Below are 25,695 nucleotides of genomic sequence, written 5' to 3' on the forward strand. Positions count from 1 at the left end.
CTGTCTGATCGACTGGGACCCGGCGTCGAATGCGATGGGCTGGCAGTGGTCGGCGGGGTCCGGACCGGATGCGACCCCCTATTTTCGGGTGTTCAACCCGGTGACGCAGTTGGACAAGTTCGACAAGGATCGCGGCTATGTCAGCCGGTGGATCGCGGAAGACTACAGCACGCCGCATGAAGATGCTCTGGCCTATTTCGATGCAATCCCGAAATCGTGGGGCATGTCGCCTTCAGCCGATTACCCGGAGCCAATCGTTGCGCCGGACGAAGGGCGCAAACGCGCCCTTGCGGCATATGAAAACCGGGATTTCTGAGCTTGCGCTTGCTGCTGTGGCGCGCCGTCGTCCAAAATATCGCAAGATGAACAAAATCCGTTACTTAACGTCCGGTATATCTTGTCTTTGGCGGGGTTGGACTACCTAGGGTTAACACTTGCCTGCCCTGCGCGGCTATGACTAGTGTCACATAACATAGACAGCGGAAGCCCTGCATGATCCTGACAACGACCGAAAATCAGCCAAATCTGCCGCGCTATTTTGCGCAGGTCTTCGCGATGGCGGACAAGCTGCAAAAGGGACGGATTGATTTCGTCCTTCAGGACGGGCGGCATTTCCGGGCGGAAGGCAAAGAGCCGGGACCGGTTGCAGAGGTGCATGTTCACAACAACGACCTGTTCGCACGGCTGATCCGGGACGGAGATTTGGGGTTCAGCGATGCCTATCTCGAAGGATGGTGGAGCACGCCTGACCTTCAGGCCTTCATGGATTTCGTGCATGGCGACAACAACGATGTCTATGACAGCTTTCCGGGCATGAAATTTGTTCGTTGGTACGAACAATTGCGGTTCTGGATGCAGTCGAATTCAAAGCGGCAGGCGAAAAAGAACATCAGTTACCATTACGATCTGGGCAACGATTTCTACACGCTGTGGCTGGACGATACGATGACCTACTCATCGGCGCTTTTTGAAACCGGACAGGAAAGTACCGAAAAGGCGCAGATCGCCAAGTACAAGAGCATGGTCGACCAGATGGGCGCGCAGCCCGGCGATCACGTGCTGGAGATTGGCTGTGGTTGGGGTGGTTTTGCCGAATATGCCGCCAAGGAGCGGGGTCTCAAGGTCACGGGTCTGACAATCAGCGAAGAGCAGTACAAGTACGCGGTGGACCGGATTGCCAAGGCAGGTTTGTCGGATCGTGTGACTTTCAAGTTGCAGGATTACCGCGATGAGAAAGGCCAATACGACGGAATCGCGTCTATCGAGATGTTCGAAGCGGTGGGTCAGAAATACTGGCAGACCTATTTCAAATCGGTGAAAAATTGCCTCAAACCCGGCAAACACGCGACATTGCAAATCATTACAGTCGAGGAATCGCGTTGGGACATTTACAATCGAGGTGTTGATTTCATTCAGAAATATATCTTCCCCGGTGGCATGCTGCCCAGTCCGGGCGTGTTGCGGCAGGAGATCGAGGCGGCGGGTCTCAAGGTAGCCCAGTCCATCGAATTCGGCGAAAGCTACAGCCAGACGCTGCGCCGCTGGCATGAGACATTCAATGAAAAATGGGATCAGGTGTCTGCACTCGGTTTTGACGAGCGATTCCGCAGAATGTGGAATTTTTATCTCACCTCTTGCGCGGCGACCTTCCATAGCGGAAACTGTGACGTGACCCAGATCACCATAACGAGACCAAGTTAGATGCCCACCGCCGCTAAAGCCGTCGCAGCACTTTGTCTGGCAGCTTTGGGATACTTGGCGTCCGAAATGTTCAAGACGCTGATGCCGGCCAGCACGTATTTCGGCAACTTCTCCACCTACAACGCGATCATCGGCGCTTTTGTCGGGTGGATCATCGTGGGAACGCGTGCGGGCCGCGGTACGAAAGATGCCATCGCAAACGGACTGACAGGGGTGGCTGCGCTGATCTTCTGGTGCGTTTTCGTGCATGCCTGCCTTGAGATGTTCAACCTGTCGATGAAGCGGCGGTATGACGGCCCGGTCGAGGCGTTCTCGGCGATTTTTGAGATCGGGATCGAATATGCGGGCCTGCTGATGAACCCGATGATGATTTCGACCCTGCTGATCGGCGCGCTGCTGACAGGGTATTTTTCGGAATATGCGGCGCGGAACTGGAAATAGAGCGATTTGTCGGCGCTGTTTTTCTACGGCACCTTGTGCCACATCCCGTTGTTGGAAGCGGTCTTGGGCGTCGGTTCGAACGCGCTGACCAATCGCTTGAAAACGGCGGTGCTGCCTGACCATCATGTGTCCTGGGTCAAGGATCAACCGTATCCGATGATCGAAAAAGCGCCGGGGCGGACTGCGCAGGGCGTTCTTTTGGCGGCTGTCACGGAAGATGAAGAGGAGCGCCTAAGGTATTACGAAGGCGCATTTTCTTACCATCTCAGTGAAGTGTCGATCCTCGTCGACGCGGCCAGCGAAACGGCGCTTTGCTTTTACCCAATGTCCAACGATCAGGTCCGTGGTGCGGATTGGGTGCTGGCGGATTGGGTGCGCGGCTGGGGTGAAATGGCGGTGGGGGCGGCCCGTGACGTGATGGCCCGTCGAGCGCGCTATGACGCGGAAACGGCTGCAAATCTGCGTCCGTTCCTGATGGCGCGTCACTGGTCGCGGATGATGGCGCGCAAGGCGGCGGGACCGACAACGCGCAGGAATACGGCCAAGGCGGGCGATGTCATGGTCCATGACCGGGGCGTGGGATATAACGGGTTTTTCGAGCTTGCGGAATTTCGGTTCGATCACCTCCGCTTCGACGGAACCCGCAGTCCACGCGTAACGCGCGAAGCGTTTCTGGCCTTCGATGCGGCTTTGGTACTGCCCTACGATCCGGCGACAGATCACATCTTGCTGATCGAACAATTGCGCTTTGGTCCTTTGTGGCGGGAGGACCCGCAGCCTTGGGTGTTCGAACCGATCGCGGGGTTGGTGGATGCGGGCGAAGACCCGGCCGATACCGCGCGGCGCGAAGCGATGGAGGAAAGCGGACTGCAGCTTGGCGCTTTGGAGCCGATGGTGCAGGTCTATGCGTCGCCGGGTTATTCCACAGAATTTTTTCATTGCTTTCTGGGGATTGTCGACCTTTCCTCATTTGCCGCATCGCGCAACGGGTTGGCATCCGAGTACGAAGATATCCGCAGCCACGTGATGTCCTTTGATACGGCCATGGCCTTGGTGCAAAGCGGTGAGATCAACGCCGGGCCGTTGATCATGATGCTGTATTGGCTGGCGGCAGAACGCGACCGATTGCGCGCCTCGGCTTGAGTTCCTTGGCCTGCGGGCCTACACCCTGAAGAAACACATCTGACGGGGGCACCATGCGTTTTGCGGGCGAACTGGCCGAAGCAGTCGGCAATACTCCTTTGATCAAGCTGCGCAAGGCCAGCGAACTGACCGGGTGCACCATTCTGGGCAAGGCCGAGTTTCTCAATCCGGGCCAGTCGGTCAAGGATCGCGCGGCGCTGTTCATCATCAAGGATGCGATCGCCAAGGGTACGCTGAAGCCTGGTGGGACCATTGTCGAAGGCACGGCGGGCAATACCGGGATCGGTCTCGCGCTTGTGGGCGCGTCGATGGGGTTCAAGACGGTGATCGTGATCCCCGAGACGCAGAGCCAGGAAAAGAAGGACATGCTGCGCCTTGCGGGGGCCGAACTGGTTGAGGTGCCTGCGGCGCCCTACAAAAACCCGAACAACTATGTGCGTTATTCCGGCCGTCTGGCTGAAGAGATGGCGCGGCGCAGCAATGAAGGTGTGATCTGGGCCAACCAGTTCGACAACGTTGCCAACCGTCAGGCGCATATCGAAACCACAGGGCCCGAGATTTGGGCGCAGACCGACGGCAAGGTCGACGGCTTCATTTGTGCCGTGGGGTCTGGTGGCACTTTGGCAGGTGTGGCCGAGGCATTGCAGCATAAGGGCGTCAAGATCGGTCTGGCCGATCCAATGGGCGCTGCGCTTTATTCCTATTACACCACGGGCGAATTTAAATCCGAAGGTGGGTCGATCACGGAAGGGATCGGGCAGGGGCGCGTGACTGCGAACCTCGAAGGGTTCAAACCCGACTTCGCCTACCAGATCCCCGATGAAGAAGCGTTGCCCATCGTGTTCGACCTGCTGGCAGACGAAGGCCTGTGCCTTGGTGGTTCGTCCGGCATCAACATCGCGGGTGCGATGCGGCTTGCGAAGGATCTGGGACCGGGACACACCATCGTGACGATCCTGTGCGACTACGGGACGCGGTATCAGTCAAAACTCTTCAACCCGGCGTTCCTCAAGGAAAAAGGGTTACCCGTGCCGGAATGGCTGGATGCCGCGCCACTGGATATTCCCAAGGTCTTCGAAGACGTATGACCCGGCTCTTCGCAGCTTTCCGAGCGGCGACGTTCCTTTTTCTGTTCGCCGCGTCGACGGTCTGGGCGCAAGCCGACCCGATGGATTACGACGCCTGGGAAAAGGTGGCGACCCGCGCCGAAACGGCAATCGAAGAGGGCGATAGCACGACAGATGGGCTTGAAGCGCTCCGCTCGGAATTGTCGTCCTATAGGGACCGTTTGCTGGGGTTGCAGACCGCGGGCGATCCCCGGTTGTCGACGTTGCAATCACAGCTCGAAGCGCTGGGTCCACCGCCCGAGGACGGTGCCGAGCCTGAAGAGATTTCGCAGCGACGAGAAGAGCTTGAGCGCCAGATCGCGCAGTTGCAGGCACCGCTTCTCCGGGCGCAGGAGGCTTACAGTCGTGCAGACGGCCTGATCACTGCGATCGACGAAACGATCCGCTCGCGCGAGACGGAACGCCTGTTGCAGCGCGATTCCGGACCACTTAATCCACGCCTTTGGGCGCCGGCCATCACAAGCCTTTTCCTGCCTTTCGAGGAAATTGCCAGCGAAGTCAGGACCAACATGGCTGATGAAGAGAAGCGCAACACGCTTCTCGATGAATTGCCGATGATCCTGCTGCTGATCGGTATCGCCCTGCTTTTGTTGTTCCGGGCGCCGAAGCTGATCGACAGGCTTGGCGCGTGGTTGCGGGCCAAGACGCGACGCGGCACCGGCGTCTGGAGCACGCTGCTGTCGCTGCTGCGGCTTTTGCTGCCGACGGGCGGACTGCTGCTGATCGTGCTCGCCGCCACGATGAGCAACATGCTGGGATTACGTGGTACGCAGATCATATTCGTCTTGCCGTTGATGCTTTTCGTCGTTCTGGTGGCGCGCTGGCTCGCTGCGGAGACCTTTTCGAGCGACGATGACGTCAACACGATCTTGTTGTCGCAGCAGCGACGGACCGAAGCACGATATTACGTCAACTCGCTTTCATGGCTGCTCGCGCTGAACGCGCTTTTTGCCTACCTGATCGAGATCGGGGAATGGGCGGTCGAGACGCAGGCGGTTCTGGGTTTCGTGATCCACCTTCTGTGCGGTCTCATCCTGTTCCGCCTCGGGCAAATCCTGCGGCGCGCCGGTCCGCAGACCGAGGCAGAGGCGTCGGACGAGCCGGTGCAGTTGTCCTTCCCGTCGCGGCTTGCACGGCTGGCGGGGCAGGGCGCGATGCTGGTCGGAGTGATTGGCCCCATTCTGTCGGGCATCGGCTACTTCAACATCGCCGTTGCGCTGATCTTTCCCACCATCATCACGCTGGGCCTGTTTGCGTTTCTGCTGATCCTCCAGCGCCTGATCCGTGATCTCTATCATCTGCTCACGGGCAAGCCGCTCGACGAAACCCAGAGCCTTTTGCCTGTTGTCTCCGGTAGTGTTCTGGCGCTTGTGGCCCTTCCGGTGCTGGCGCTGATCTGGGGCGCGCGGGTGGCCGATCTGACGGAAATCTGGGTTCGGTTCCAGGCCGGGTTCTCGTTCGGCGAAACGCGGATTTCACCAACGGACTTCCTGACCTTCGCGATTGTTTTTGCCATTGGCTACATCCTCACCCGCCTGTTGCAGAGCGGGTTGCGGGGATCGGTTCTGCCCAAGACGCGGATCGACAAGGGTGGTCAAACCGCCATTGTGTCAGGCACCGGCTATCTTGGCATTTTTCTATCGGTCATCATCGCGATCACGTCTGCGGGTATTGACCTGACGGCCTTGGCCTTTGTCGCCGGTGCGCTGTCTGTCGGGATTGGTTTCGGTCTGCAGAACATCGTGCAGAACTTCGTTTCAGGGATCATCCTTTTGATCGAACGCCCGATTTCCGAAGGCGACTGGATCGAGGTGAACGGCCAGCACGGGACGGTGCGCGACATCTCGGTGCGGTCGACCCGGATCGAGACCTTCGACCGGACCGAGGTGATCGTGCCCAATGCAGATCTCGTGTCGAACTCGGTCACGAACTACACGCGTGGCAATACGCTGGGTCGGCTGATCGTGGAGGTCGGCGTGGCCTATGGCACCGATACCCGCAAGGTCGAGGGCATTCTCTACAAGATCGCGCGCAACCACGACATGGTGCTGATGAACCCTGAACCCTTTGTGCATTTCAAAGGGTTCGGCGCGGATTCGCTTGATTTCGACGTGAGGATGATCCTGCGGGATGTGACCAAGATTCTGGTGGTGCGCACCGAAGTGAACCACCAGATCGTCGAAGCCTTCAAGAAAGAAGGGATCGAAATTCCCTTTGCGCAACGCGACATCTGGTTGCGTAATCCAGAAGCCCTGGCAGGTCCGCCGCAAGCGCCGACCCAGTCCAAAGACCCCGAGGAGCCAACATCTTGACCGATATACAAGACCCGCTCTACCGCACCGATGCCTATACCCGCGAGGTGGCAGCGCGCGTGGTGTCCCATACCGAAGAAGGTGGGGTCATTCTGGACAAGGCGCTGTTCTATCCCACGGGTGGGGGGCAACCGGGGGACAGCGGCTGGATCGACTGGGACGGCATGTCGCTGAGCATCGCCACAACCGTCAAAGGACCTGCGGGCGAAAGCGTGCTGGTGCCGTCGGAACCGACACGGTTGCCGCCGGTCGGGGCACATGTGACTCAGCGACTCGACTGGGATCGGCGATACAAACACATGCGGGTCCACACCGCGCTGCACCTGCTGTCGGTGGTGATCCCTTTGCCTGTGACCGGTGGCGCCATCGGTGCAGGGCGCGGGCGGCTTGATTTCATGATGCCCGACCCGCCCGAAGACCGCGATGCGCTGGAAGACGCGCTGAACCGCCTGATCGACCGGGATCTCGTGGTCAGCGACAGCTGGATCACCGATGCCGAACTGGATGCCAATCCGTCGCTCGTGAAGACCATGTCGGTCCAGCCCCCGCGCGGCAGCGGCCGGGTGCGCCTTGTGCGGATCGGGGACGGCGACGATCAGGTCGATCTGCAACCCTGCGGCGGCACGCATGTGGCCCGTACGGGTGAGATCGGGCGTGTTGTGTTCGGCAAGATCGAGAACAAGGGCAAACAGAACCGCCGGGTCAACATCGCGCTGGAGGTGTGATGCACCGAACGCCGTTTCTGGTCGTCGGATCCTTTGTCGCTCTGATCGGTCTGGTCTTGCTCGTTGCCCCCGGCAGCTACTTCCAGCTGTACGCTATCGACTATGTGCCGGGCATGGATTTCCCGGCCCGGCGATTTGCCCCGGCTGTTCTGGCGCTTGGTGGGCTGCTCATCAGCGCGCGCAGGCTGGAGCCCGGACCGTTTGTTGCAACCCTTAGCCTGATCAGTGCGCTTGCGTTTCTTGGCGTTGCCGCCACGGGTGTACAGGCTTGGAACGCCGGTATCGCCAACCGCGCAATCCTTGGCGCTGCTGTTCTGGAGATCGCGGTTGCACCGGTTTTCCTGTGGCTCTGGTCCTGGATGCGCAAAGTTTGATGGAAAGTTGCGGCCTTACGCAACAAACGCCCTTGCATCCCCCCAACGGTTTCTTCTAAACACCGCCTCGGACAGGTGGACGAGTGGTCGAAGGCGCGCGCCTGGAAAGTGCGTAGGCGGGAGACCGTCTCGAGGGTTCGAATCCCTTCCTGTCCGCCACTTGCACATCGCAAACCCGAGATGAGGTCCCTGACGGGGCCTTTTTTCTTTTTGTTTCAAAGGGGTTTAGCGGAGCAATCCGACTTTCGGAGACTGGTATTTCCACCGAAATCGGTCTCTGAACGCCCCGCGTCTCTTTCCACCCGCCCTTCATGGAAATCGAGACGGATTCAAAAAGTGACGTCTTTTCAGCGATTTGATGAAATCCAACTACGCCGCAGTTGACCCCGGTTCGTCTGCTCTCGGTGCGAACAGAGACACCCGAAGGCGGCGTGGTAGTGCGAGATGGTGAGAAAGCCTTGGTAGGTTAGGCCACAACCAAGTCGGGCGACACTGCTCCCGCGACAGTGGTCGACGGATCCCAGACCAGTCATTCGCTGCAGCTTGCAATAAGGACCGAGATGCGGACAAAGCAGACCTTTCCCTTTCGAGAACAATGACCGCTCTGATGACTAAAAACCACAAATAACGTAGAAGAGTGGCCTTGAAAGAAACCATTCGTATGGTATGTTTATCGAAAATCGACGGAGATGTTGAAATGAACGCCATGCTTGCTGCCTACACGGCTCTGGGAGCCGCCATTATCCTAGAGGTCAGCGGTTCGACCCTGCTGAAATTGTCCCAACAGTTTACGAAGCTGTGGCCATCTCTCGGGATGCTGGTCTGCTTTATCCTGTCCCTTTACTGTCTTTCTCTTGCGTTGAAGATGGTGCCTCTTGGTGTGGCCTACGCCGTTTGGGCTGGTCTCGGCATCGTCCTGACGGCGGTGGTCAGTGTCGTCGTGTTTAAGATGGCTCTGGATTTCTGGGCGGTAACGGGAATTGCTATGATCGTCGGCGGTGTGCTTGTCATGAACTTGCTGTCTGGTAGCGTCTCACATTGAGATGCCAGAAGCACATAAACGCGTCAAAGACCCACAAGCCATTAGACGCCGCCTCATGGATGAAGCCAAAAAGCTCGCCATTGAAAGCGGCATCTCGGCAATAACAGTTCAAGCCGTTGCGTCTGCTGCCGGTGTCACTAAAGGCGGCTTCCTTCATCACTTCCCGAGCAAGCAGGCCTTGATTGATGCGATCTTCGAGGAAGTCTTAGACCAACTGGCTTCTGAGATTGGGGCTCGGGCCTCGAAGGATCGTGTTGCGCATGGAGCGTTCACCCGTGCCTATATTGATCTGGCCTTTGGTGGTGAAGAACCGGCCATGGATCAGACATGGATCGCTCTTTCGCTCCTCATGCTGGATGATCCGGCTCTTCGGATGAAATGGACAGAGTGGCTGAATGACCAACTCTCTGAATACGGTGAAGATCAAGGCAACGTCGAACTAAGCATTGCTCGGTTTGCCGTAGACGGAGCTTGGCTGGCCCAACACTTCGGGGTGGCGATCCCGGAGCGGAAGAGTATGCACGAAGCTCTGACGAAGAGTACCTTTTCCGCTGGCAAACGAGGATAGCTCGCGACCCACTTTCCGAAAGCGGTCGTTCGTGCGACGCGCAGCATTCTGTATTCTGGGCTCTCACCAGGCATTAGCTGCAAAATGCACGAACGTCCGCTCCATCTGAACCCGGAACGGTGCCTGCCTCGTTTGAGACCAAACGCCAGCCGTCAATCGAACACGCGCTCCACTTGCTCCGGCCAGCTGTCACCCGCCAGAAAGCACAGATCATACAGGCTGACCGCCGATGCCTCGCGCCCAAGGGTCAGCCGCTTCAGCACCTCCGGTGCCAGATAGGCCAAGCGAAGCTGGCGACTGACATGCCGCTCGGCCAGCCCGACCGCCTCGGCCAGTTCCTGGATGGTGGCGAACTCACCGGCCTCCAAGCGCCGCCGCCAGCCCCATGCCCGGCCGATGGCGCGCAGCACAGTGCTGAAATCGAACTGCGCCGCAGTTGAAGCGGGTTCATCTGCTCTCGGTGCGAACAGAGACACCCGAAAGCGGCGTGGTTGTGCGGGGTGTTGCCCGTGTCGGAGACGTACGTGGTAATTGTTAGTTGTCGCTTAAGTAGGTAAGCAGTCTACCTACGCAGCAGCCCCACTTGGACGTCGAGCAAGCGCACGCCTTCATCGACGAGCGAAAAGCCACGTGCTCCAAGGGTCCATCGAATGGCGACACCCTGCACAAGCGAGGTTAACAAAATGGCGATGTCTTCGGGGCTTTCGTCACCCTGCAGATCCCCTGACGCCTGCTGATCACGGATCGCAGAAACCAAGCGGCCCTGATATGCTCCAAGGATCTCGCGAAACACATTGCGCAAGCCAGGATTTTCTACCTGCAATTCGCGGGAGAACAAGATTGAAGGCAAGGCCGGCGTGTGGGCAATGGCTGATAGCTGTGCTTCGATCAAAGCCTTCAATCGATCATTCGGCCCGGTAGCCAAGGTTTCTGCTGCAGTCCAGGCTGCCTTCAGCTGTTCGGCGATATCCTCGGCCACTGCCAGCCAGAGTTCGTTTTTTGTCGGGAAGTGTCGAAAGATCGCGGGCTGGCTGAGGCCAATGGCGCGAGCGACATCTGTTGTACTTAACCGATCAGGGCCAATCTCATCGGCCAATCGCAACACCGCAGCCACGATCTGCGTCTTTCGCTCTTCTGCGCTCTGTCGGCCAGACATTTGTCACCTCTTGTTAGTTATAACTCACTAACATATAAGGGAGGCGCCAACAACTACTATCCCGAGTCTCCAGTCCAGTTACAAAGGTCCCTGCCATGCATGTCAAAACTGCCCCCTCCGGCTATTCTCGCCTACAAATAGGTTTACACTGGCTGGTCTTTGTGTTGATCGCCCAGCAATACCTCTTCAAGGGTGCGATTTCGGCCGCGTGGGATCGCGTGACTAACGGAATGGAAATCGGGTTCGATCCGCTCGTTCTTACCCATATCGCGGGCGGAGCTCTCGTCTTACTCTTTGCGATGTGGCGACTAGCTCTGCGCGCCCGGCGTGGCGTTCCGGAAGCAATTGAAGCCAACAAGCTGCAAGGTGCCCTCTCCAAACTCACCCATTTTGGCCTCTATGCGTTGATGATCCTGATGCCGATGAGCGGATCGGTCGCGTGGTTCGGAGGTGTTGAGGCCGCTGCGCAGGGGCATAATGTGATGAAAATCGTGCTATTGGCACTGGTCGCCCTTCATGTCGCGGGTGCATTCTACCACCACTTCGTTCTACGCGACGGCACATTGGCGCGGATGCGCCAGGCGAAGGGGTGAACTTATGCGCTTGGCACCTCTCTTTGCGGCCCCGCCCATCGCTCTGGGTATCGCTACAGCAGTCTGGTTGATTTCATCCGCTCCCGGACCAGCACGGGTCGACGGTGCGGTACCTGCACTGCCAGTCCGGGTTATTTCGGCCACGTCAGAGATCATTCGCCCCACCGTAAATGTTTGGGGCAACCTGCGTGCGGCCGAGGTCTGGGTCGCCGTTGCTGAGGTGCAGGGTGAGGTGATCTGGCGTCACCCCGACTTGGAGCCCGGACGCCTGGTCCCGGCCGGGACCGAAGTGCTGCGTATTGACCCTGCCGATTACGAGCTTGCATTGGCGCAGGCCCGGGCAGACCTAGCGGCTTTTAACGCTGAAAGCGCGCAGCTGGCTACCGAGGCGGTCAACACTACCCGGATCTTGGAATTAGAGCGCGAACGGCTGGCTCTAGCCGAAACCGACCTGGAGCGCATTCGCACGCTGACCGCACAGGGCACCGTCCCACAATCCCGCAGTGATGAGGCCGAGCGCGCGACGCTTCTGGCTCGCCGCACTGTCACCGAACTGGAAAACAGCCTCGCATTGATCCCGCCTCGTGAGGCCCGGATCGCAGCACAGATCGCACGCAGCGAGGCCGCCATTGCGCGGGCCTTGAGGGCGCTGGAACACACTGGGATAAGAACGCCTTTCGACCTAAGAGTCACCGAGGTCGGTGCCGAGCTGTTTCAAACCGTCGCGCCTGGTCAGGTCGTTATCCGTGCTAATGGCATCGCAGCCGCTGAGGTCGTGGCGCATCTGCCGATCGACAGCTTTCGCGGCTTATTGGGCGACACACCTGATGCGATCTCTGTTTCAGAGATGATGCGCGCCATGCCCTTCACGCAGATTGATGTGGTTCTCAGTCCGTTGTCAGATCCATCGCAGATGTGGTCAGCCCACATTAGTCGGGTCGAGGGGGCGCTTGACGCCCGCGCTCGGACGGTGCCGGTCGTGGTGGCAGTCGATAATCCATACGCTGGAGCTAACCCACCAAACCGCATGCCGCTGGTTCCAAACATGCAAGTGCTGATTTCCTTCCAAGGCGCGCCGCTCACCGATGCCATTGTAATTCCTGAAACAGCGCTCCACGGCCGTATGGTACGCGTCGTCGGTCCCGGTGGCCTCTTAGAATTGCGCCCGGTCTCTGTTGCCCTTTCTCAGAATGGGCGCATCGTCATCGCCGACGGAATCGAGCCGGGCGAAATCGTCGTCATCGACGACATCGCTCCTGCTATTCCCGGCATGGCGCTGACGCCGATCGAGGTCCAGCCATGATACGTTGGTTCACGGGCCATCCGACGGCGGGCAACCTGCTACTTCTTCTTTTCCTGGCTGCAGGTAGCTTTGCCGCGCCCGGGCTCTTGCGTGAAACCTTCCCCGATTTCCGCGCAGTGGAGGCCGAGATTGTCGTACCCTACAGAGGGGCGGCCGCCGAGGATGTGGAAACAGCTATCTGCGCGCCTCTCTGGGACGGTGTGCAAAGTGTCGAGGGGCTAGAAACCTTCACCTGCACCGCACAGGCTGGTCGCGCGCGAGCAGTAGCCACAATGGCGCCTGGCAATGACGCTTTGCGCTTCGTTAACTCTCTGCGGACCGAGGTTTCGGCTATCGACACCTTCCCAGATCGCGCAGATCCGGCTGTTGTCCGTGAACTACATCGCACCGATCCTGTCACATCAGTTGCGATCTCGGGCGATTTGCCCTTAAGCGAATTGGATTTCTACGCAGACGGACTGTTGGACCGCCTGACAGCTCTGCCTGGCGTTGCCCGTGTTACGCGCGGAGGCTTGGGCACCCGCACACTTACAATTTCTGCCTCGCGCACAGTACTGGAAGGCCATGGGCTCACACCCGCGGCACTTGCTATGGCTATCGCTGCGCAGAACATTGACCTTCCTATCGGAACGCTCGAGGGAGATGGCGCCGAACTTACTGTGCGCTTCACCGCCGAGCGTGACACCGCTGCTGCGCTGGCCACGATCCCCGTTATGGTGCTACCGAATGGCGCTACTCTGACGCTGAGCGACGTGGCGTTGATTGAGGAGCGCTTCGAGCCGCCGCACGATCGTGCCTTCGTCGATGGCGCTCCCGCTATCGTGCTTGACGTGGCGAAAGCGCTCAATGCAGACGCATTGCGTGTGCTGGACGGCGTGGCAACGCTGGTAGCCGAAGAAACTACTCACCTACCTGCCTCTATCCGAGTTGAGGTCGTTCAGGACGTGACATCCATCATCCGCGATCGATTGGTGATGCTGGTGCAGAACGGGGTGATCGGCTTGGTTCTGGTCGTCATCGTCATGAGTTTGTTTTTCCGGCCCGGTTTCGCGATCTGGGCGGCAATGGGCTTGCCCGTCGCTTTTGCCGGTGCATTCCTCTGGATGGCATTGACTGGTCTCAGCTTGAATATGATGACGTTGGTCGCGCTTCTTATGGCAATCGGCATCGTGATGGACGATTCTATTGTGATCGCGGATTCCATCGCGGTCCATGCCGCCGAAAAACCGACAGTCGAGACCGTAACCAAAGGTGTCACAGCTGTAGCCCCTGGCGTTATATCGTCATTCCTAACAACGTTGGCAGTGTTTCTTCCTCTTGCTTACTTGGCGGGTGAATTGGGTGCCGTACTCGAGGTTCTGCCAGTAGTCTTGTTGGCGGCGCTCGCCGCATCGCTTATCGAAGCCTTTTTCATACTGCCCCATCACCTAAAAGGTGGGATGAAGAAAACCACTCCGTCTCGTTTCCGAACCCGTTTTGATGCAGGCTTTGATACCTTGCGTGAACGTGGTGTGGGCCGTCTGGCTGACGCAGCGATAAAGGCACGCTGGCTGGTCGTAGGCCTAGCCATTGGTGCCCTGATCCTGACGGTTGGCGCTCTCATGGGTGGCGTGGTCAAACGGGAGGCTATGCCTGAAATAGATGGCGATGTTCTCGAAGCGCGATTGATGCTGCCTGCCGGTACTCCGCTGGCGCGAACCACAGAGGCAGTTGTACAGGTTGAGGCTGCTCTGGACCGAGTGAATGAGCGCCTCTCGCCCGAACAGCCTGCGTCGCAGGCACTCGTAATCCGTCGCATTACCCGACTTGGCCGCAACCTGTCGACCGGCGAGACTGGCGCTCATGTCGCCACCGTTGCAGTGGACCTTCTCGGCGCCGAGACCCGCGCAAATACATTGGATGAGATAGTCTCGCTATGGCGAGAGGAAATCGGCCCATTGGCTGGAGTATCATCCCTAATCCTGACTGAACCGGGGATTGGCCCTCAGGGTATAGCCGTTGAACTGCGCCTGTCTCACGTTGACCTTGTCACGCTCGAAGCGGCAGGGCGTGCCACTTTGGCTGAACTCGAAAACTACGCCGGTGTGCGTAACGCGATCCTCGACTTGCGTCCGGGCGCGCCCGAGTTGCGACTGACCCTATCGCCGGGGGCAGAGGCGCTTGGCCTGACCGCCACGGAAGTGGCGGGCCAACTTCGTGCCGCCTTTCTTGGCACGCAGCTTACGGAAATCCGGCGCGGCGATCTGGCTTGGGATCTGGAAGTGCGGCTGCCCGACAATGATCGCGCTGCTCGCGCCGACCTAAATGCCTTCGAAATTGCCCTGCCCGATGGAGGGACCGTGCCGTTATCCAGCATCGTTACCATCGACGAGGCACGCGGATGGGGAGGCGTCACGCGACGTAATGGCCTGCGAACGCTGACTGTCGCGGCCGACGTAGACGGTCGCATCGGCAATGCTGACGCTATCACCGCTCAACTGGCTGAGGGTTTTCTCCCTGATTTGGTGACTACAACCCCTGGTCTCGACTTCGAAGTTGGTGGACAAGCGGCAAATTCAGCCGAGACCGTCGCCTCGATCCTGCGCGGGTTTTTGATCGGGTTGGTAGGTATCTACATCGTGCTCAGCTTCCAGTTCAGAAGCTATGTTGAGCCGTTCATCGTTATGATCACCATTCCGCTTGCGTTTCTTGGTGTGATCTGGGGCCATGTCCTGATGGGTTACAACATTTCCATGCCGTCTCTGGTTGGAGCCGCGTCACTTGCCGGTATTGTTGTGAACAACGCGATTTTGTTGGTCGGCGTCATCAATGAACGCCGCGCAGACGGGCTTTCAGCCGCGCTGGCCGCGGGAGAGGCCGTCAGGTCGCGCTTCCGACCGATTTTTGTCTCGGTGTCGACCACCATCATGGGAATGGCCCCTCTGCTGTTGGAAACATCGACACAAGCCCAGACGCTGAAGCCACTCGTGATCTCGGTCGTCTTTGGCCTTCTGGCGGCGACAGTTCTGATCTTGCTGGTGCTGCCTGCGTTCTATGCAGCGCTTGAGGATATCCGGCCGCGCAAAACCGCAAACCCAATAGCCGGATAGGATGCTGATCCAAAAATTGATTGCGCGAAGAAAGCACTGTCCGATCACTTTACATCATAAATCTACATAAGGTCAGGAAACCAGTGCTTCACGGCCCCAAAATTCATGCCCTAAAAACCCGCTCAGCCTGCTTGTGCCATGTCTCTCCCGCCAGAAAGCATAGATCATACAGGCTGACCGCCGAGGCCTCTCGCTCGCATGTCAGTCGCTTCAACACCTCCGGCGCGAGATAGGCCAAGCGCAGCTGGCGACTGACATGCCGCTCGGCCAACCCGACCGCCTCGGCCAGTTCCTGGATCGTGGCGAACTCACCGGCCTCCATGCGCCGCCGCCATCCCCATGCGCGACCGATGGCGCGCAGGATATGAGGATCTTGGGTCTGGTCCTCGCTGGGGCGGTAGTCGGCGGGCGGTAGGATCTTCGGCCGCCCATTCTTCTTGCGAACTGTCATGGGAATGAGAACGCGGATCGTGTCGTTGGGTTTGGTCATTCCGCTACCTCCATCCGGCGCGGCACCATCATCTCGCGGATGACGCCCGCAATGCCTTCACGGCGAATGTCGACCTCGAGCCCAGCAGTGGTGACCGTGACCCGCCGCACAAGAAGCTGGATGATGCGGGCCTGTTCAGCCGGGAAGAGTTGCGACCAGAGGGCCGTGAACTCGTGTAGGACTGCGATGGCGTCTGTTTCAGATGTCCCGCCGTCATCGCGTTTCAGGGCGGCCAAGACCTGCGTGACGACCTCTGGCGTTTGTAGGATGCGCCGAACTTCGGTCACGACCGCGCCCTCGACCATTCCGGCGGCGAGCCGCATCGGCGCGGTCTCCTCGCCGGTCTCGCGGTTCCGGATCACGTCCATTGACACATAGTAGCGGTAGAGCTTCGCCCCCTTCTTCGTGCTGGTGGGCGTCATGGCGGCGCCGTTTTCGCTGAAGATCAGCCCCTTCAATAGTGCAGGAGTTTGCGCACGGCTGTTGTTGGCTCGCTTGCGGGGGCTTTCCTGCAAGATGGCATGGACCTGATCCCAAAGGTCCGCGTCGATGATGGCGTCATGCTCGCCCGGATAGGCCTTACCCTTGTGCAGAGCTTCGCCGCGATACACGCGGTTGTTCAGCAGCCGGTAAAGATAGCCCTTATCGATCAGCGTGCCCTGCTTGTTACGGAAGCCCTCGTGACGCAGCTCGCGCGCCAGCACGGTCGCTGAGCCCAGATCAATGAACCGCTGGAAAATCCCCCGCACTGCGGCTGCCTCGGCCTCATTCACCACCAGCTTGCGATCCTGCACATCGTAGCCAAGGGGCACATATCCGCCCATCCAGATGCCGCGCTTGCGCGAGGCTGCCACTTTATCGCGAATGCGTTCGCCAATGACCTCGCGTTCGAACTGGGCAAACGACAGCAGAATGTTCAGTGTCAGCCTTCCCATTGAGGTGGTCGTGTCGAAGGACTGGGTCACCGAGACGAAGGTCACGCCGTTGCGGTCGAACACCTCGACCAGCTTGGAGAAATCCATCAGCGAGCGCGACAGGCGGTCGATCTTGTAAACGACCACCACGTCGATCAGCCCGTCGTCGATGTCTGCCAGCAGTTGCTTCAGGCCCGGGCGGTCCAGATTGCCCCCCGAGAATCCGCCATCGTCATAGCGTTCGCGCGTGGCGACCCAGCCTTCGGACTTCTGGCTGGAGATGTAAGCCTCGCAGGCTTCACGCTGGGCGTCGAGGCTATTGAATTCCATGTCGAGCCCTTCCTCGCTCGACTTGCGGGTGTAGAGGGCGCAGCGCAGGCGCCGGTTTGGGCGGGTTTCCATCTGCATCATGCTTCCTCTCGCTTGCGCTCGCGCAGGCCGAAGAAGCGGTATCCGTTCCAGCGGGTGCCTGTGATTTCGCGGGCGACGGCGGAGAGGGATTTGAATTTGCGGCCCCGCCAGTCGAAGCCGTCCTTCAGCACGGTCACGGTGTGCTCGACGCCGTCCCATTCGCGCAGCAACTTCGTGCCAGTCACGGGATTGCGGGGATCGGCAATCTGGTGCTTGCGCCGGGCGTGGCCTTCGACTTCATCGGCCAGAAGATCCAGCATGCGGCGGGTCTCGCGGTCAGGTCCGCCGTAGGCCAGTTCCTGAAGCCGATACGCGATCCGCAGCTCGAGAAACACGCGGCTGTTGTTTGGCGCCGAGGTGCCGAGGAGCTTTTCCCATTCTGCTTTCAGCTCCTTGACCGACAGTGCCTTAAGGGCGGCCAGGCGCGACAGCACCGTCTGATCCAAGTTCGGATCTTCTCCGGGACGTTTTGCAGTTATCTTATTGTGATTCTTCATGACTTCCTCCGATGCTGATACGTTTTGCACAACGACCACCGCTCTTTCGGGGCGAGAAGTCCACGAAACCGTCTCTCTTCTCTGCAGATAAAACGCTGGACTTCGTTGCGTTCAGACGAACCACGCCCGCGGCGAGGATGCGACCAATCTCAGTGAGGCGAGCATCTGCCGACATGCGGTCAGGGCATAAGGGATTGGGCCCCGAAATCGGGGATTCTTGGTCATCAAGCATGGGAGCGCCTTTCGGGTTGGTGAACCCACTTGGGCTCCGTCAGGGCCTAATAATCAAGTCGAAACAATTGGTTGGTGAAATTCTGCGGGCTCGCGGGTATGCGCTAGGGTTTGTGGCTTGGCGCAATCAATGACGTGTGGCGGGTTTAACCAGTGGATCAGTCTCTAGTTTGAGCGCGGCTTTCCAAAGTGGTGTTTTCGTAAAAACACTCTCTTGCGATCGGAACGATTTTGCGGGGCGTGTTTCCTGGAGGAGGCCAGTCCAGATCAAGGGCCGCAAGACCTGAGTGTAAAGACTACCCATCATCTCATCGTAGCGTGGAAAGGGGCTAGGCTCTGGTTCACCGAACAAGATCTGTCGCAGGTGGGCGCCCGCTGCGCCGTCCTCAGTCTCGACGTTCAGGATGTTTAGGAAGAGGTCCCAGTTTCCTGGAAGCACGTGGTTCGGGGTTCGTGACCACCCCGAATGATCGATTTCAAAGAGGTAAAACGGCGTTATGATCCCGAAGAGCCGACCCGGATGCTGACGAACTTCTGTGCCTGCCTTGGTCAGCTTGAACTGCCCTTTGTAATGCCGCCCCATTTTGAGGGTCGTCAGCAAGAAATGAATATCCACGAGCGGCATGAAGTCCTGCTCGTTCAGGACCTTGTTCACGGCAAAGAGGTCAGCCTCGGTATGGCCAGGCCAGTCGAATTCGCGCGCAGCCCAGTGTACAAAGTTGCGCTTGAAGGCGTTCGACGGGGTAAGGCCGATAGAACCGTTTTCCTCGACGTAGGTGAAGGTTTTCAAAATCCCGCGCAAGAGCGGCGAATAGCTGAGGGAGGGCTCGTCGTCAGCAAGGGACCGGAACTCGATCACTTCAAATCTCCCGCGCGAACCAGCGAATACGGCCGATGATGACGATTTCATCCGCCGTGCGCTCATACTCCGGATAATGCTTGTTGTCCGAGATCACGCGGACTGCCGGCGGATCGCTATTCGGAACATGCTGTAAGCGCTTCGCGACCAAGCCCATGCCATCATCCAGAACGAAGATGCCTGGCGGGTTTGGGGCCTTGCGGTCCATGTCAACGAGCACGGTATCGCCGTCAAAAAGCGTCGGTTCCATGCTGTCGCCTTCCACCTTCATGATGCGCAGTTGGGAGGGCGAGGCTCTCAGGCTTTGTTTGATCCAGGATTTCCGGAAGTGGTAGGCGCGACCCGGCTCATCATACTCTTCGAGTGCCACGGAACCGCCACCCATGGACGGGCGCACTGGAGCCTGCGCGATCGGCACGAAGATTTCGTCGGGGTTTTCCAAGAAAGGGGACGGGCCTTCGACGTCACCGATACCGTGGATGAGCCAATCCACCTCGACTTTCAGGACGCGCGCGACCTCCATCAACCGATCCAGACCGGGCCGGGAGGAGCGGCCTCGCAGGATGTCGTAAACGAAGGAGCGATTGACCCCGGCCATCTCCGCAACATGCGCGGGGCTGAGCCCAAGCTGGTCGGCGCGCGCCTGAAGTCGGTCGGCCAAACTATGATGCGAGGTCATCTTATCCCCATCCGGTTGTGGATACAATAGGATAAGACATGATTGATATGGGATCGTCAAGACGATAGAACAATAGTGGAACATTTGGGGTGGGAGTCGGAGGCAGTCATGCGGATTGAGAAGGAGTATTATTCGCTGCCAGAGATCCTTCGGCGCTGGTCCATTGATGAAGACGATCTGATCTACCTCGCAGAAAACAACCAGGTCCGGTTGTCCATTCGGGTCTTCAATCAACCCCTTGAGTTTGGTGACTATGACGCTGATATCGACGGGACGCGGTTTCGGGTGCCTTATGAGGAGAGGGTGTTCAGTGGCCTTCTCGATCTGCATGCCTGCGATGTGTTCCATCTTTTCCGCTGTGGGGAGGCTCATCTGAATGAGTTCCGCCATGATCGTTGCGGTTACGCTGCGTTTCCAGAAACCCATGCGCCGCAATACGTTGTTATTGGGGATCTTTTGATGCGCCGCCATGAGCGCGATCGCTATGAAATCAAATCAGGATTTCACACGGATGATGGGCAAACTCCAGAGCAAGGGTTTATCCACACTGTTGGCTATCGGGAAGTGCGCAGCCGCGGGTTTTGCTTCCAGCTTGGTGCCATTCAGGCCGACGTTGTGCAGGCACTCCATGCCGCAGCTGAAGCCGGTCAGCCTTGGCAAAACGGTAAAACCCTTTTGACGGCAGCCGGATCGCGCAGCTTGAAGATGGTCGATGTCTTCAAGTCAAAGCCCGAGTGGCGCGAATTGATTCAATCTGACGGACGCGGGAACTACCGATTGCGCTTCGATTAAGGGTCACGCCACTGCGCCCGCCGTGGGATGGGGGGTGGGATTTGCTGGGGGATGGGTGCCGGATGCCCGTCCCCCAGTGCGTTTTAGATCGTTGAAATTTCGAAGTGTCTTCATCCGGCACTGCATCCCACCGCGATCCCGACGACATCCCACATCGGCGTTTCGCATTGTCTCCATGTAACCAAGACGGGAGACAACGATGCAGTCAAAACTCTGCCTCACCCAAAAGGAGCTGGCCCGACGCTGGGCGATCTCTCACCGCACACTGGAGCGGTGGCGCTGGACCGGTGAAGGCCCCGATTATCTCAAACTCGGCGGGCGGGTCATCTACCGGCTCGAGGATATCATGACCTTTGAGGCGGCGGCCTTGCGCCGAGGCGATGCCTCCCAAAGCGCAAAGGTGTCGTGATGGCGTCGCAGATCCGCGATGACATTGGCTTTTACGCTTGGGTCTCGCTCGCAGACGCAGGTGCAAGTGTCAGCTACCACCGTGGGTTTTTGGCCGTTGATACCGGCTCGCTCATGTCGCGCCTGACACTCTCTCAGCAGGCCACATTGCGCGGCATCGCGGATGCCGCCTGGCGGGCCTCCGAGCAACAGCTGGTGCATCTCGTCCAGGAACGCCTTGGCCCGGATCTCTTTGAGTACCGCGCCATCGCCCGGCCGAAACCTCCCACACCGTCGATCCCCGAACGGCTGATCGCAGCCCACTGACGTCTTTTTGAAAGGACCCCTTATGGCTTTCCCCGAAAACACCCCGAGCGTGGATAACATGCTCAATATGCCGGTCACAGAACTGGCTCTTATGCCGCCAACCCTGCTTGCAGCCGTCCAAGCGGAAATCGATGTCGCCACTGACCGCATGACGGCGGTGATCGAACGGTTCGCGCTGGCACTTGAGGTCCGCTATGCGGCCCGCGCCTCTGAGTGTCGCGGGCTCGAAGGCAAAGATACAGGCACTATTCGGTTCGAGGATGACGGTGTCACGGTGATCGCCGAACTGCCCAAACGTATCGACTGGGATCAGGTCAAGCTGGCGCAAATCGCCGAGAACATCGCCTCGGCCGGCGAAGATCCGGCAGAGTTCATCGATACAAAGCTGTCGATCTCGGAGCGCAAATATGGCGCCCTGCCGGAAAGCTGGCGCAAGGGCTTTGAGCCCGCGCGCACAGTCCGCTCGGGGAAGCCGAAGTTCCGTCTGGTGCTTAACGAGGGGGCGAACTGATGGCGATTTCTCTCGCATCCCTGCGCACGACCTCGGCGCTGACGCCACCGCGCATTCTGATCCACGGCGTGGCCGGGGTCGGCAAATCCACCTTCGCGGCCGCTGCGGATCGGCCTGTGTTCATCATGACCGAGGATGGCCTCGGCAAGCTTCAAGTGCCGCATTTTCCGCTGGCAACGAGCTACACGGAGGTGGCTGAAGCCCTTGATGCGCTGCTGACCGAGGACCACGATTTTGGTACCGTGGTGATCGACAGCATCGATTGGCTTGAGCCGCTCATTTGGGCTGAGACCTGCAAGCGCAGCAACTGGGTCTCGATCGAGGCGCCAGGGTTCGGCAAGGGCTACGCCGAAGCGTTGAATGTCTGGCGCGAATATCTCGACAAGCTGAATGCGCTTCGGGACCAGAAAGGCATGGTGGTCATCCAGATCGCCCATACCGACATCAAGCGTTTCGATAGCCCCGAGCACGAGCCCTACGACCGCTATGTGATCAAGCTGCAGACCCGCGCCTCGGCGCTCTTGCAGGAGCATTCCGACGTCGTGCTCTTCGCCAACTACCAGATCTCGGTCGCCAAATCCGATGTCGGCTTCAACAAGAAGGTGACCCGGGCGCTCGGCTCCGGTGCGCGCGTCATGCACACCGAAGAGCGCCCCGCCTTCCTCGCCAAGAACCGTTACGGCCTGCCTGACACCTTGCCGCTTGAGTGGTCAGAGTTCCTCGCAGCCATGCCCCAACCTGAATGATTGCCTTGAAAGGATAAGACCATGGCACGCTTTGACACCTCTTTTGACGCCACCAGCGTCGAGCCCACCACCGCCTACGAGCTTCTGCCCGCCGGCAAATATCGCGCCCAGATCGTCGAGAGCGAGATGCGCGTCACCAAGAACGGCATGGGCCAATTCCTCTGGCTGATGATCGACATTCTCGAGGGTGAGCAGAAGGGTCGCAAGATCTTCGACCAGCTGAACCTGGTGAACCCGAACCCGACGACGGTGGAGATCGCACAGCGCACGCTGTCGGCCATCTGCCATGCCACTGGTCGGATGCATGTCAGCGATAGCGAGGAGCTGCACCTGATCCCGATGACGATCCAAGTGAAGATCCGCCCGCCGAAGAATGGCTACGGCGAGAGCAACGCGATTGCCTATCTGCCGCCCGAGCGGGGTTCAGCCCCGGCCGCCCGTCCGATGAAGCCCGCGCCCGATCCGGCCAGCTCTTCGGTGCCGCCGAAAATGGCCTCCGCGCCCTGGAACAAGAAGGGCTGAAACACCGCGCCGCCCTGACCTGTTGACGGCCGGGGCGGTGCCCAACCCCATCTGAGGAAACTCCCATGACTGACATGACCAACGCGGCCCCTGTGGCTGCGACCAGCCCCGGCTTGCCCGAAGACCAGCGGCGGCTGATCGAACTCGACGATGCCATCGCCAAGATCCGCACGCAGATCGCGACAGCCGATCTGGCCCGCCAGCGGGGCCATAAACCTATTGACCCCGACTGGTTCCATCGGGCCCGCACGGCACTGCGCCACCTGTGCCGCGAGCGCGCGGAACTCTTGGCCCAAGGTACGGGCCGCCGTCGCCGCGAAAAGCTGAAGGACGCGCTGATCGGCGTTCTGCGCGAGCGCCATGACCCGGAGACCTGGGAAGGCATTCTAGCCGAGGCACAGGCCCGCAGTGAATGGGAGGGGCTGTGATGGCCGAGTTGCCTTGCGCCCCCACGCCGACGCTGACGGCGATCTACGCCGATTATGAGGCCCGCCAGGGTGATGGGTTCCGCGATCACCTCGGCGCCTCGATCATCGGCAAATCCTGCGCCCGTGCCCTTTGGTATGATTTCCGCTGGGTCACGCCCGCGCGCCATTCTGGCCGCCTGCTGCGCCTTTTCGAGACGGGGCAGGTGGAAGAGGATCGCCTCGTGCGCAACCTGCGCGCCACTGGTGCAACGGTGCTCGAGGTCGATCCCGAAACCGGCCGACAGTTCCGCGTTGAAGCCCATGGTGGGCATTTCGGCGGGTCGCTTGATGGCGTTGCCCTTGGGCTCTTGGAGGCGCCCAAGACCTGGCATGTGCTGGAGTTCAAGACCCATGGGGTCAAGAGCTTCACTGAGCTGACCGCCAAGGGCGTCGTTCTGGTCAAGCCCCAGCACGCTGCGCAGATGCAGATCTACATGCATCTTACGGGCATAACCCGTGCCCTCTACGTCGCGGTCTGTAAGGACACCGACGCGCTGCATATCGAGCGCATCGAGGCCGACAGCGCCATGGCCGAGCGCCTGCTGGAAAAGGCCGGGCGCATCATCTTCGCCCAGCATCCGCCCACGCGGATCAGCGAGGACTCGGCCTGGTTCGAATGCCGGTTCTGCGATCACCATTCGGCCTGCCATGCGGGTGGTGGGGCGGCTGTGACCTGCCGGTCTTGCCTGCACGCAACCCCAATTGATGGCGGTTGGCACTGCGCTCGGCACGACCGAATGCTGGCACCTTCCGAACAGCGCGCCGCCTGCACCCGCCATCTCTTCATTCCCGATCTTGTTCCGGGCGAGGTCATCGATGCGGGCGACGATATCGTCACCTACCGCATGGCCGATGGCTCCACTTGGGCAAACGACGCCCGCACAACGGAGGCCGCGCCATGAGAGCCGCAAGTATTCGTATTGGTCAACGATTTGGTCGGCTCACTATTGCCGCCGACAGTGGCCTTCGAGGTGGAAAGGGCGAAATTTCCTGGCTTTGCCGGTGCGATTGTGGGGCGGAACATCGTGCCACTACAGGGAACTTGAAATCGGGAAGTGTTCGTTCCTGTGGATGCCTTGCACGCGAGATGTCTTCCGTGCGGCAAAAACAAAGGCGTCTCCCGCCAAAGACCTGCCGATTCCCAGACTGTGAAGCGACGATTGAGAAAGGCGCTAAGGGATACTGCGGCAAACATGCTCAGAGAATTCGTCGATACGGTGACCCAAGCTATGTCGCGCCAGTTACAACGGTTCGTGAGCATATGCGGGCAGCGCAGTTGCGCCGCTTTCCGGCAGTGAAGCCATCGACGTATCGCAAACTCTTCGGTCGCCACGAACATCGTGTGATTGCCGAGGAAAAGCTCGGTCGGGCCCTGAGGTCAGACGAGCATGTGCACCACAAAGATCAAAATCGCCAGAACAACGACCCAGGCAATCTCGAAGTGCTGTCCGCCCGAGAGCACCTAGCATTGCATGCCGCGCTGAGGAGGAAGCCGAAATGCTGATTTTGAGACCCTATCAAGAGGCTGCTATTGCCGCCATCTACAAGTACTACGGCGAAAAATCAGGAAATTGCTGTATTGTGATCCCGACCGCCGGAGGCAAGTCTCTCGTCATGGCCGCCTTTATCGAAGGCGTGCTGAAGGCCTGGCCCGACCAGCGGATCCTGATCGTGACCCATGTGCGCGAGCTGATCGCCCAGAACCATGCCGAGATGATCGGGCTCTGGCCCGAGGCGCCTGCCGGTATCTATTCGGCGGGCCTCGGCAAGCGCGAGGCGCAGGCGCAGATCCTCTTCGCAGGCATCCAGTCGATCCACCGCCGCGCGCAAGAAATCGGCCACACGGATCTCGTGCTGATCGACGAGGCACATCTCATACCCGGCAATTCTAGTACCATGTATCGGCGTTTCCTTGATGGCCTGACCCGGATCAATCCTGCACTCAAGGTGATCGGACTGACCGCCACGCCGTTCCGGGTCGACAGCGGCATGTTGCACGAGGGCAAGAACGCGCTCTTCACCGATATCGCCTATGAGGCCCCGGTGCGCGATCTGATCGACGCGGGCTACCTGAGCCCGCTCGTGTCGAAACAGCCTGCCACGCGGCTCGATGTATCGAAGGTCGGCACCCGGGCGGGCGACTTCATCGCGCGCGATCTGGCGGCGGCGGTCGATCAGGACGCCATCACGCGGGCGGCGGTCAGCGAGATCATCGAGCATGGCCGCGACCGGAAGTCCTGGCTGGCCTTCTGCTCGGGCGTCGAGCACGCGCGTCATGTGGCCGAGGA

30 protein-coding genes and 1 tRNA gene are annotated in these 25,695 nt (G+C 59.4%); 24 read left to right on the top strand and 7 right to left on the bottom strand.

Annotated features, from left to right (window positions below; translation table 11 throughout):
• From JJ869_RS11345 to JJ869_RS11395, 11 genes are all read left to right on the top strand, one after another.
• Positions 1 to 316: FAD-binding domain-containing protein (locus JJ869_RS11345; protein ID WP_292267280.1), on the top strand; the 316-nt coding region annotated here is incomplete at its 5' end.
• A gap of 176 nt (positions 317 to 492) precedes the next feature.
• On the top strand, positions 493 to 1,701 hold the full coding sequence (locus tag JJ869_RS11350) for a cyclopropane-fatty-acyl-phospholipid synthase family protein (RefSeq protein WP_292267282.1): 1,209 nt from the start codon (positions 493 to 495) through the stop codon (positions 1,699 to 1,701).
• The gene (locus tag JJ869_RS11355; RefSeq protein WP_292267284.1) at positions 1,702 to 2,142 is read left to right on the top strand and encodes a TrgA family protein; all 441 of its coding nucleotides are present in this window, start codon (positions 1,702 to 1,704) and stop codon (positions 2,140 to 2,142) included.
• A gap of 6 nt (positions 2,143 to 2,148) precedes the next feature.
• A complete protein-coding gene (locus tag JJ869_RS11360; RefSeq protein WP_292267285.1) occupies positions 2,149 to 3,285 on the top strand; it encodes an NUDIX domain-containing protein in 1,137 nt (378 codons plus the stop codon).
• Between the two features lie 53 nt (positions 3,286 to 3,338).
• Positions 3,339 to 4,373, top strand: a complete 1,035-nt coding sequence (locus JJ869_RS11365; RefSeq protein WP_292267287.1) for a cysteine synthase A — start codon at positions 3,339 to 3,341, stop codon at positions 4,371 to 4,373.
• Complete coding sequence (locus JJ869_RS11370; protein ID WP_292267289.1) at positions 4,370 to 6,724, top strand: DUF3772 domain-containing protein; 2,355 nt, start codon at positions 4,370 to 4,372, stop codon at positions 6,722 to 6,724. Before JJ869_RS11365 ends, JJ869_RS11370 begins: the two co-directional genes overlap by 4 nt.
• A 5-nt stretch (positions 6,725 to 6,729) precedes the next feature.
• Positions 6,730 to 7,449: an alanyl-tRNA editing protein gene (locus JJ869_RS11375; RefSeq protein WP_292267316.1), complete on the top strand. Its 720-nt coding sequence runs from the start codon at positions 6,730 to 6,732 to the stop codon at positions 7,447 to 7,449.
• A complete protein-coding gene (locus JJ869_RS11380) occupies positions 7,449 to 7,823 on the top strand; it encodes a hypothetical protein (RefSeq protein WP_292267292.1) in 375 nt (124 codons plus the stop codon). Before JJ869_RS11375 ends, JJ869_RS11380 begins: the two co-directional genes overlap by 1 nt.
• Before the next feature lie 69 nt (positions 7,824 to 7,892).
• Positions 7,893 to 7,982: transfer RNA gene (locus JJ869_RS11385), tRNA-Ser, on the top strand.
• Between the two features lie 538 nt (positions 7,983 to 8,520).
• Positions 8,521 to 8,865 carry a multidrug efflux SMR transporter gene (locus JJ869_RS11390; RefSeq protein WP_050686568.1) on the top strand — a complete coding sequence of 115 codons (345 nt, stop codon included), beginning with the start codon at positions 8,521 to 8,523 and terminating at the stop codon, positions 8,863 to 8,865.
• 55 nt (positions 8,866 to 8,920) lie between these two features.
• The gene (locus JJ869_RS11395; RefSeq protein WP_158524522.1) at positions 8,921 to 9,433 is read left to right on the top strand and encodes a TetR/AcrR family transcriptional regulator; all 513 of its coding nucleotides are present in this window, start codon (positions 8,921 to 8,923) and stop codon (positions 9,431 to 9,433) included.
• A gap of 152 nt (positions 9,434 to 9,585) precedes the next feature.
• Here the strand turns inward: JJ869_RS11395 and JJ869_RS11400 are convergent, their stop codons facing one another.
• Both JJ869_RS11400 and JJ869_RS11405 read right to left on the bottom strand, forming a co-directional pair.
• Positions 9,586 to 9,909 carry a hypothetical protein gene (locus JJ869_RS11400; protein ID WP_317654841.1) on the bottom strand — a complete coding sequence of 108 codons (324 nt, stop codon included), beginning with the start codon at positions 9,907 to 9,909 and terminating at the stop codon, positions 9,586 to 9,588.
• An 86-nt stretch (positions 9,910 to 9,995) separates the two neighbouring features.
• Entirely contained in the window at positions 9,996 to 10,589 is a 594-nt protein-coding gene (locus JJ869_RS11405) for a TetR/AcrR family transcriptional regulator (RefSeq protein WP_292267297.1), read from the bottom strand.
• Between the two features lie 95 nt (positions 10,590 to 10,684).
• Here JJ869_RS11405 and JJ869_RS11410 point away from each other — a divergent pair, with 95 nt between their 5' ends.
• Genes JJ869_RS11410 through JJ869_RS11420 form a run of 3 tightly spaced genes read left to right on the top strand, consistent with a single transcriptional unit; the run spans position 10,685 to position 15,574 of the window.
• A complete protein-coding gene (locus JJ869_RS11410; protein ID WP_136339675.1) occupies positions 10,685 to 11,182 on the top strand; it encodes a cytochrome b/b6 domain-containing protein in 498 nt (165 codons plus the stop codon).
• A gap of 4 nt (positions 11,183 to 11,186) precedes the next feature.
• The gene (locus tag JJ869_RS11415; protein ID WP_292267299.1) at positions 11,187 to 12,485 is read left to right on the top strand and encodes a hypothetical protein; all 1,299 of its coding nucleotides are present in this window, start codon (positions 11,187 to 11,189) and stop codon (positions 12,483 to 12,485) included.
• On the top strand, positions 12,482 to 15,574 hold the full coding sequence (locus JJ869_RS11420; protein WP_292267301.1) for an efflux RND transporter permease subunit: 3,093 nt from the start codon (positions 12,482 to 12,484) through the stop codon (positions 15,572 to 15,574). Before JJ869_RS11415 ends, JJ869_RS11420 begins: the two co-directional genes overlap by 4 nt.
• Positions 15,575 to 15,677: 103 nt before the next feature.
• Here the strand turns inward: JJ869_RS11420 and JJ869_RS11425 are convergent, their stop codons facing one another.
• The 5 genes from JJ869_RS11425 to JJ869_RS11445 all read right to left on the bottom strand — a co-directional run bounded on the left by JJ869_RS11425 (position 15,678) and on the right by JJ869_RS11445 (position 19,637).
• Positions 15,678 to 16,064, bottom strand: coding sequence for a hypothetical protein (locus tag JJ869_RS11425; RefSeq protein WP_136340753.1), 387 nt, complete (start codon positions 16,062 to 16,064; stop codon positions 15,678 to 15,680).
• Positions 16,061 to 17,389: a recombinase family protein gene (locus tag JJ869_RS11430; protein ID WP_292267304.1), complete on the bottom strand. Its 1,329-nt coding sequence runs from the start codon at positions 17,387 to 17,389 to the stop codon at positions 16,061 to 16,063. The genes JJ869_RS11425 and JJ869_RS11430 overlap by 4 nt, the downstream gene beginning before the upstream one ends.
• Positions 17,386 to 17,835: a DUF2924 domain-containing protein gene (locus JJ869_RS11435; RefSeq protein WP_292267306.1), complete on the bottom strand. Its 450-nt coding sequence runs from the start codon at positions 17,833 to 17,835 to the stop codon at positions 17,386 to 17,388. Before JJ869_RS11435 ends, JJ869_RS11430 begins: the two co-directional genes overlap by 4 nt.
• Before the next feature lie 409 nt (positions 17,836 to 18,244).
• Positions 18,245 to 18,976: a hypothetical protein gene (locus JJ869_RS11440; RefSeq protein WP_173488383.1), complete on the bottom strand. Its 732-nt coding sequence runs from the start codon at positions 18,974 to 18,976 to the stop codon at positions 18,245 to 18,247.
• Position 18,977: 1 nt separating this feature from the next.
• On the bottom strand, positions 18,978 to 19,637 hold the full coding sequence (locus JJ869_RS11445) for a S24 family peptidase (RefSeq protein WP_292267307.1): 660 nt from the start codon (positions 19,635 to 19,637) through the stop codon (positions 18,978 to 18,980).
• 126 nt (positions 19,638 to 19,763) lie between these two features.
• Between JJ869_RS11445 and JJ869_RS11450 the strand changes: the two genes are divergently transcribed.
• From JJ869_RS11450 to JJ869_RS11490, 10 genes are all read left to right on the top strand, one after another.
• Positions 19,764 to 20,447 (top strand): hypothetical protein, encoded by a 684-nt coding sequence (locus JJ869_RS11450; RefSeq protein ID WP_292267308.1) that lies wholly within the window; start codon positions 19,764 to 19,766, stop codon positions 20,445 to 20,447.
• 199 nt (positions 20,448 to 20,646) lie between these two features.
• The gene (locus tag JJ869_RS11455) at positions 20,647 to 20,856 is read left to right on the top strand and encodes a helix-turn-helix domain-containing protein (RefSeq protein ID WP_275813886.1); all 210 of its coding nucleotides are present in this window, start codon (positions 20,647 to 20,649) and stop codon (positions 20,854 to 20,856) included.
• Positions 20,856 to 21,161: a hypothetical protein gene (locus JJ869_RS11460; RefSeq protein ID WP_292267309.1), complete on the top strand. Its 306-nt coding sequence runs from the start codon at positions 20,856 to 20,858 to the stop codon at positions 21,159 to 21,161. Before JJ869_RS11455 ends, JJ869_RS11460 begins: the two co-directional genes overlap by 1 nt.
• 22 nt (positions 21,162 to 21,183) lie before the next feature.
• Positions 21,184 to 21,672 (top strand): hypothetical protein, encoded by a 489-nt coding sequence (locus tag JJ869_RS11465; protein ID WP_292267310.1) that lies wholly within the window; start codon positions 21,184 to 21,186, stop codon positions 21,670 to 21,672.
• Complete coding sequence (locus JJ869_RS11470) at positions 21,672 to 22,418, top strand: ATP-binding protein (protein ID WP_292267311.1); 747 nt, start codon at positions 21,672 to 21,674, stop codon at positions 22,416 to 22,418. Before JJ869_RS11465 ends, JJ869_RS11470 begins: the two co-directional genes overlap by 1 nt.
• A 21-nt stretch (positions 22,419 to 22,439) precedes the next feature.
• Complete coding sequence (locus tag JJ869_RS11475; RefSeq protein WP_292267312.1) at positions 22,440 to 22,940, top strand: DUF669 domain-containing protein; 501 nt, start codon at positions 22,440 to 22,442, stop codon at positions 22,938 to 22,940.
• A gap of 65 nt (positions 22,941 to 23,005) precedes the next feature.
• Positions 23,006 to 23,368 carry a hypothetical protein gene (locus JJ869_RS11480; RefSeq protein WP_292267313.1) on the top strand — a complete coding sequence of 121 codons (363 nt, stop codon included), beginning with the start codon at positions 23,006 to 23,008 and terminating at the stop codon, positions 23,366 to 23,368.
• Positions 23,368 to 24,309, top strand: coding sequence for a hypothetical protein (locus tag JJ869_RS11485; protein WP_292267314.1), 942 nt, complete (start codon positions 23,368 to 23,370; stop codon positions 24,307 to 24,309). The genes JJ869_RS11480 and JJ869_RS11485 overlap by 1 nt, the downstream gene beginning before the upstream one ends.
• 359 nt (positions 24,310 to 24,668) lie before the next feature.
• Positions 24,669 to 24,911 (top strand): HNH endonuclease, encoded by a 243-nt coding sequence (locus tag JJ869_RS23170; protein WP_274848049.1) that lies wholly within the window; start codon positions 24,669 to 24,671, stop codon positions 24,909 to 24,911.
• The coding region (locus JJ869_RS11490; protein ID WP_292267315.1) for a DEAD/DEAH box helicase family protein at positions 24,905 to 25,695 on the top strand (791 nt) is incomplete at its 3' end. The genes JJ869_RS23170 and JJ869_RS11490, both read left to right, overlap by 7 nt.

The organism is Marivita sp. (assembly GCF_017643905.1).
Lineage (GTDB): Bacteria > Pseudomonadota > Alphaproteobacteria > Rhodobacterales > Rhodobacteraceae > Marivita.

Bases quoted from the DNA above. Each gene is read 5' to 3' on its own strand.
- JJ869_RS11350 (WP_292267282.1), top strand. From the start codon at position 493: ATGATCCTGACAACGACCGAAAATCAGCCAAATCTGCCGCGCTATTTT.
- JJ869_RS11355 (WP_292267284.1), top strand. From the start codon at position 1,702: ATGCCCACCGCCGCTAAAGCCGTCGCAGCACTTTGTCTGGCAGCTTTG.
- JJ869_RS11365 (WP_292267287.1), top strand. From the start codon at position 3,339: ATGCGTTTTGCGGGCGAACTGGCCGAAGCAGTCGGCAATACTCCTTTG.
- JJ869_RS11370 (WP_292267289.1), top strand. From the start codon at position 4,370: ATGACCCGGCTCTTCGCAGCTTTCCGAGCGGCGACGTTCCTTTTTCTG.
- JJ869_RS11380 (WP_292267292.1), top strand. From the start codon at position 7,449: ATGCACCGAACGCCGTTTCTGGTCGTCGGATCCTTTGTCGCTCTGATC.
- JJ869_RS11390 (WP_050686568.1), top strand. From the start codon at position 8,521: ATGAACGCCATGCTTGCTGCCTACACGGCTCTGGGAGCCGCCATTATC.
- JJ869_RS11395 (WP_158524522.1), top strand. From the start codon at position 8,921: ATGGATGAAGCCAAAAAGCTCGCCATTGAAAGCGGCATCTCGGCAATA.
- JJ869_RS11405 (WP_292267297.1), bottom strand. From the start codon at position 10,589: ATGTCTGGCCGACAGAGCGCAGAAGAGCGAAAGACGCAGATCGTGGCT.
- JJ869_RS11410 (WP_136339675.1), top strand. From the start codon at position 10,685: ATGCATGTCAAAACTGCCCCCTCCGGCTATTCTCGCCTACAAATAGGT.
- JJ869_RS11415 (WP_292267299.1), top strand. From the start codon at position 11,187: ATGCGCTTGGCACCTCTCTTTGCGGCCCCGCCCATCGCTCTGGGTATC.
- JJ869_RS11420 (WP_292267301.1), top strand. From the start codon at position 12,482: ATGATACGTTGGTTCACGGGCCATCCGACGGCGGGCAACCTGCTACTT.
- JJ869_RS11425 (WP_136340753.1), bottom strand. From the start codon at position 16,064: ATGACCAAACCCAACGACACGATCCGCGTTCTCATTCCCATGACAGTT.
- JJ869_RS11430 (WP_292267304.1), bottom strand. From the start codon at position 17,389: ATGATGCAGATGGAAACCCGCCCAAACCGGCGCCTGCGCTGCGCCCTC.
- JJ869_RS11450 (WP_292267308.1), top strand. From the start codon at position 19,764: ATGCGGATTGAGAAGGAGTATTATTCGCTGCCAGAGATCCTTCGGCGC.
- JJ869_RS11455 (WP_275813886.1), top strand. From the start codon at position 20,647: ATGCAGTCAAAACTCTGCCTCACCCAAAAGGAGCTGGCCCGACGCTGG.
- JJ869_RS11460 (WP_292267309.1), top strand. From the start codon at position 20,856: ATGGCGTCGCAGATCCGCGATGACATTGGCTTTTACGCTTGGGTCTCG.
- JJ869_RS11465 (WP_292267310.1), top strand. From the start codon at position 21,184: ATGGCTTTCCCCGAAAACACCCCGAGCGTGGATAACATGCTCAATATG.
- JJ869_RS11470 (WP_292267311.1), top strand. From the start codon at position 21,672: ATGGCGATTTCTCTCGCATCCCTGCGCACGACCTCGGCGCTGACGCCA.
- JJ869_RS11475 (WP_292267312.1), top strand. From the start codon at position 22,440: ATGGCACGCTTTGACACCTCTTTTGACGCCACCAGCGTCGAGCCCACC.
- JJ869_RS11480 (WP_292267313.1), top strand. From the start codon at position 23,006: ATGACTGACATGACCAACGCGGCCCCTGTGGCTGCGACCAGCCCCGGC.
- JJ869_RS11485 (WP_292267314.1), top strand. From the start codon at position 23,368: ATGGCCGAGTTGCCTTGCGCCCCCACGCCGACGCTGACGGCGATCTAC.
- JJ869_RS23170 (WP_274848049.1), top strand. From the start codon at position 24,669: ATGCGGGCAGCGCAGTTGCGCCGCTTTCCGGCAGTGAAGCCATCGACG.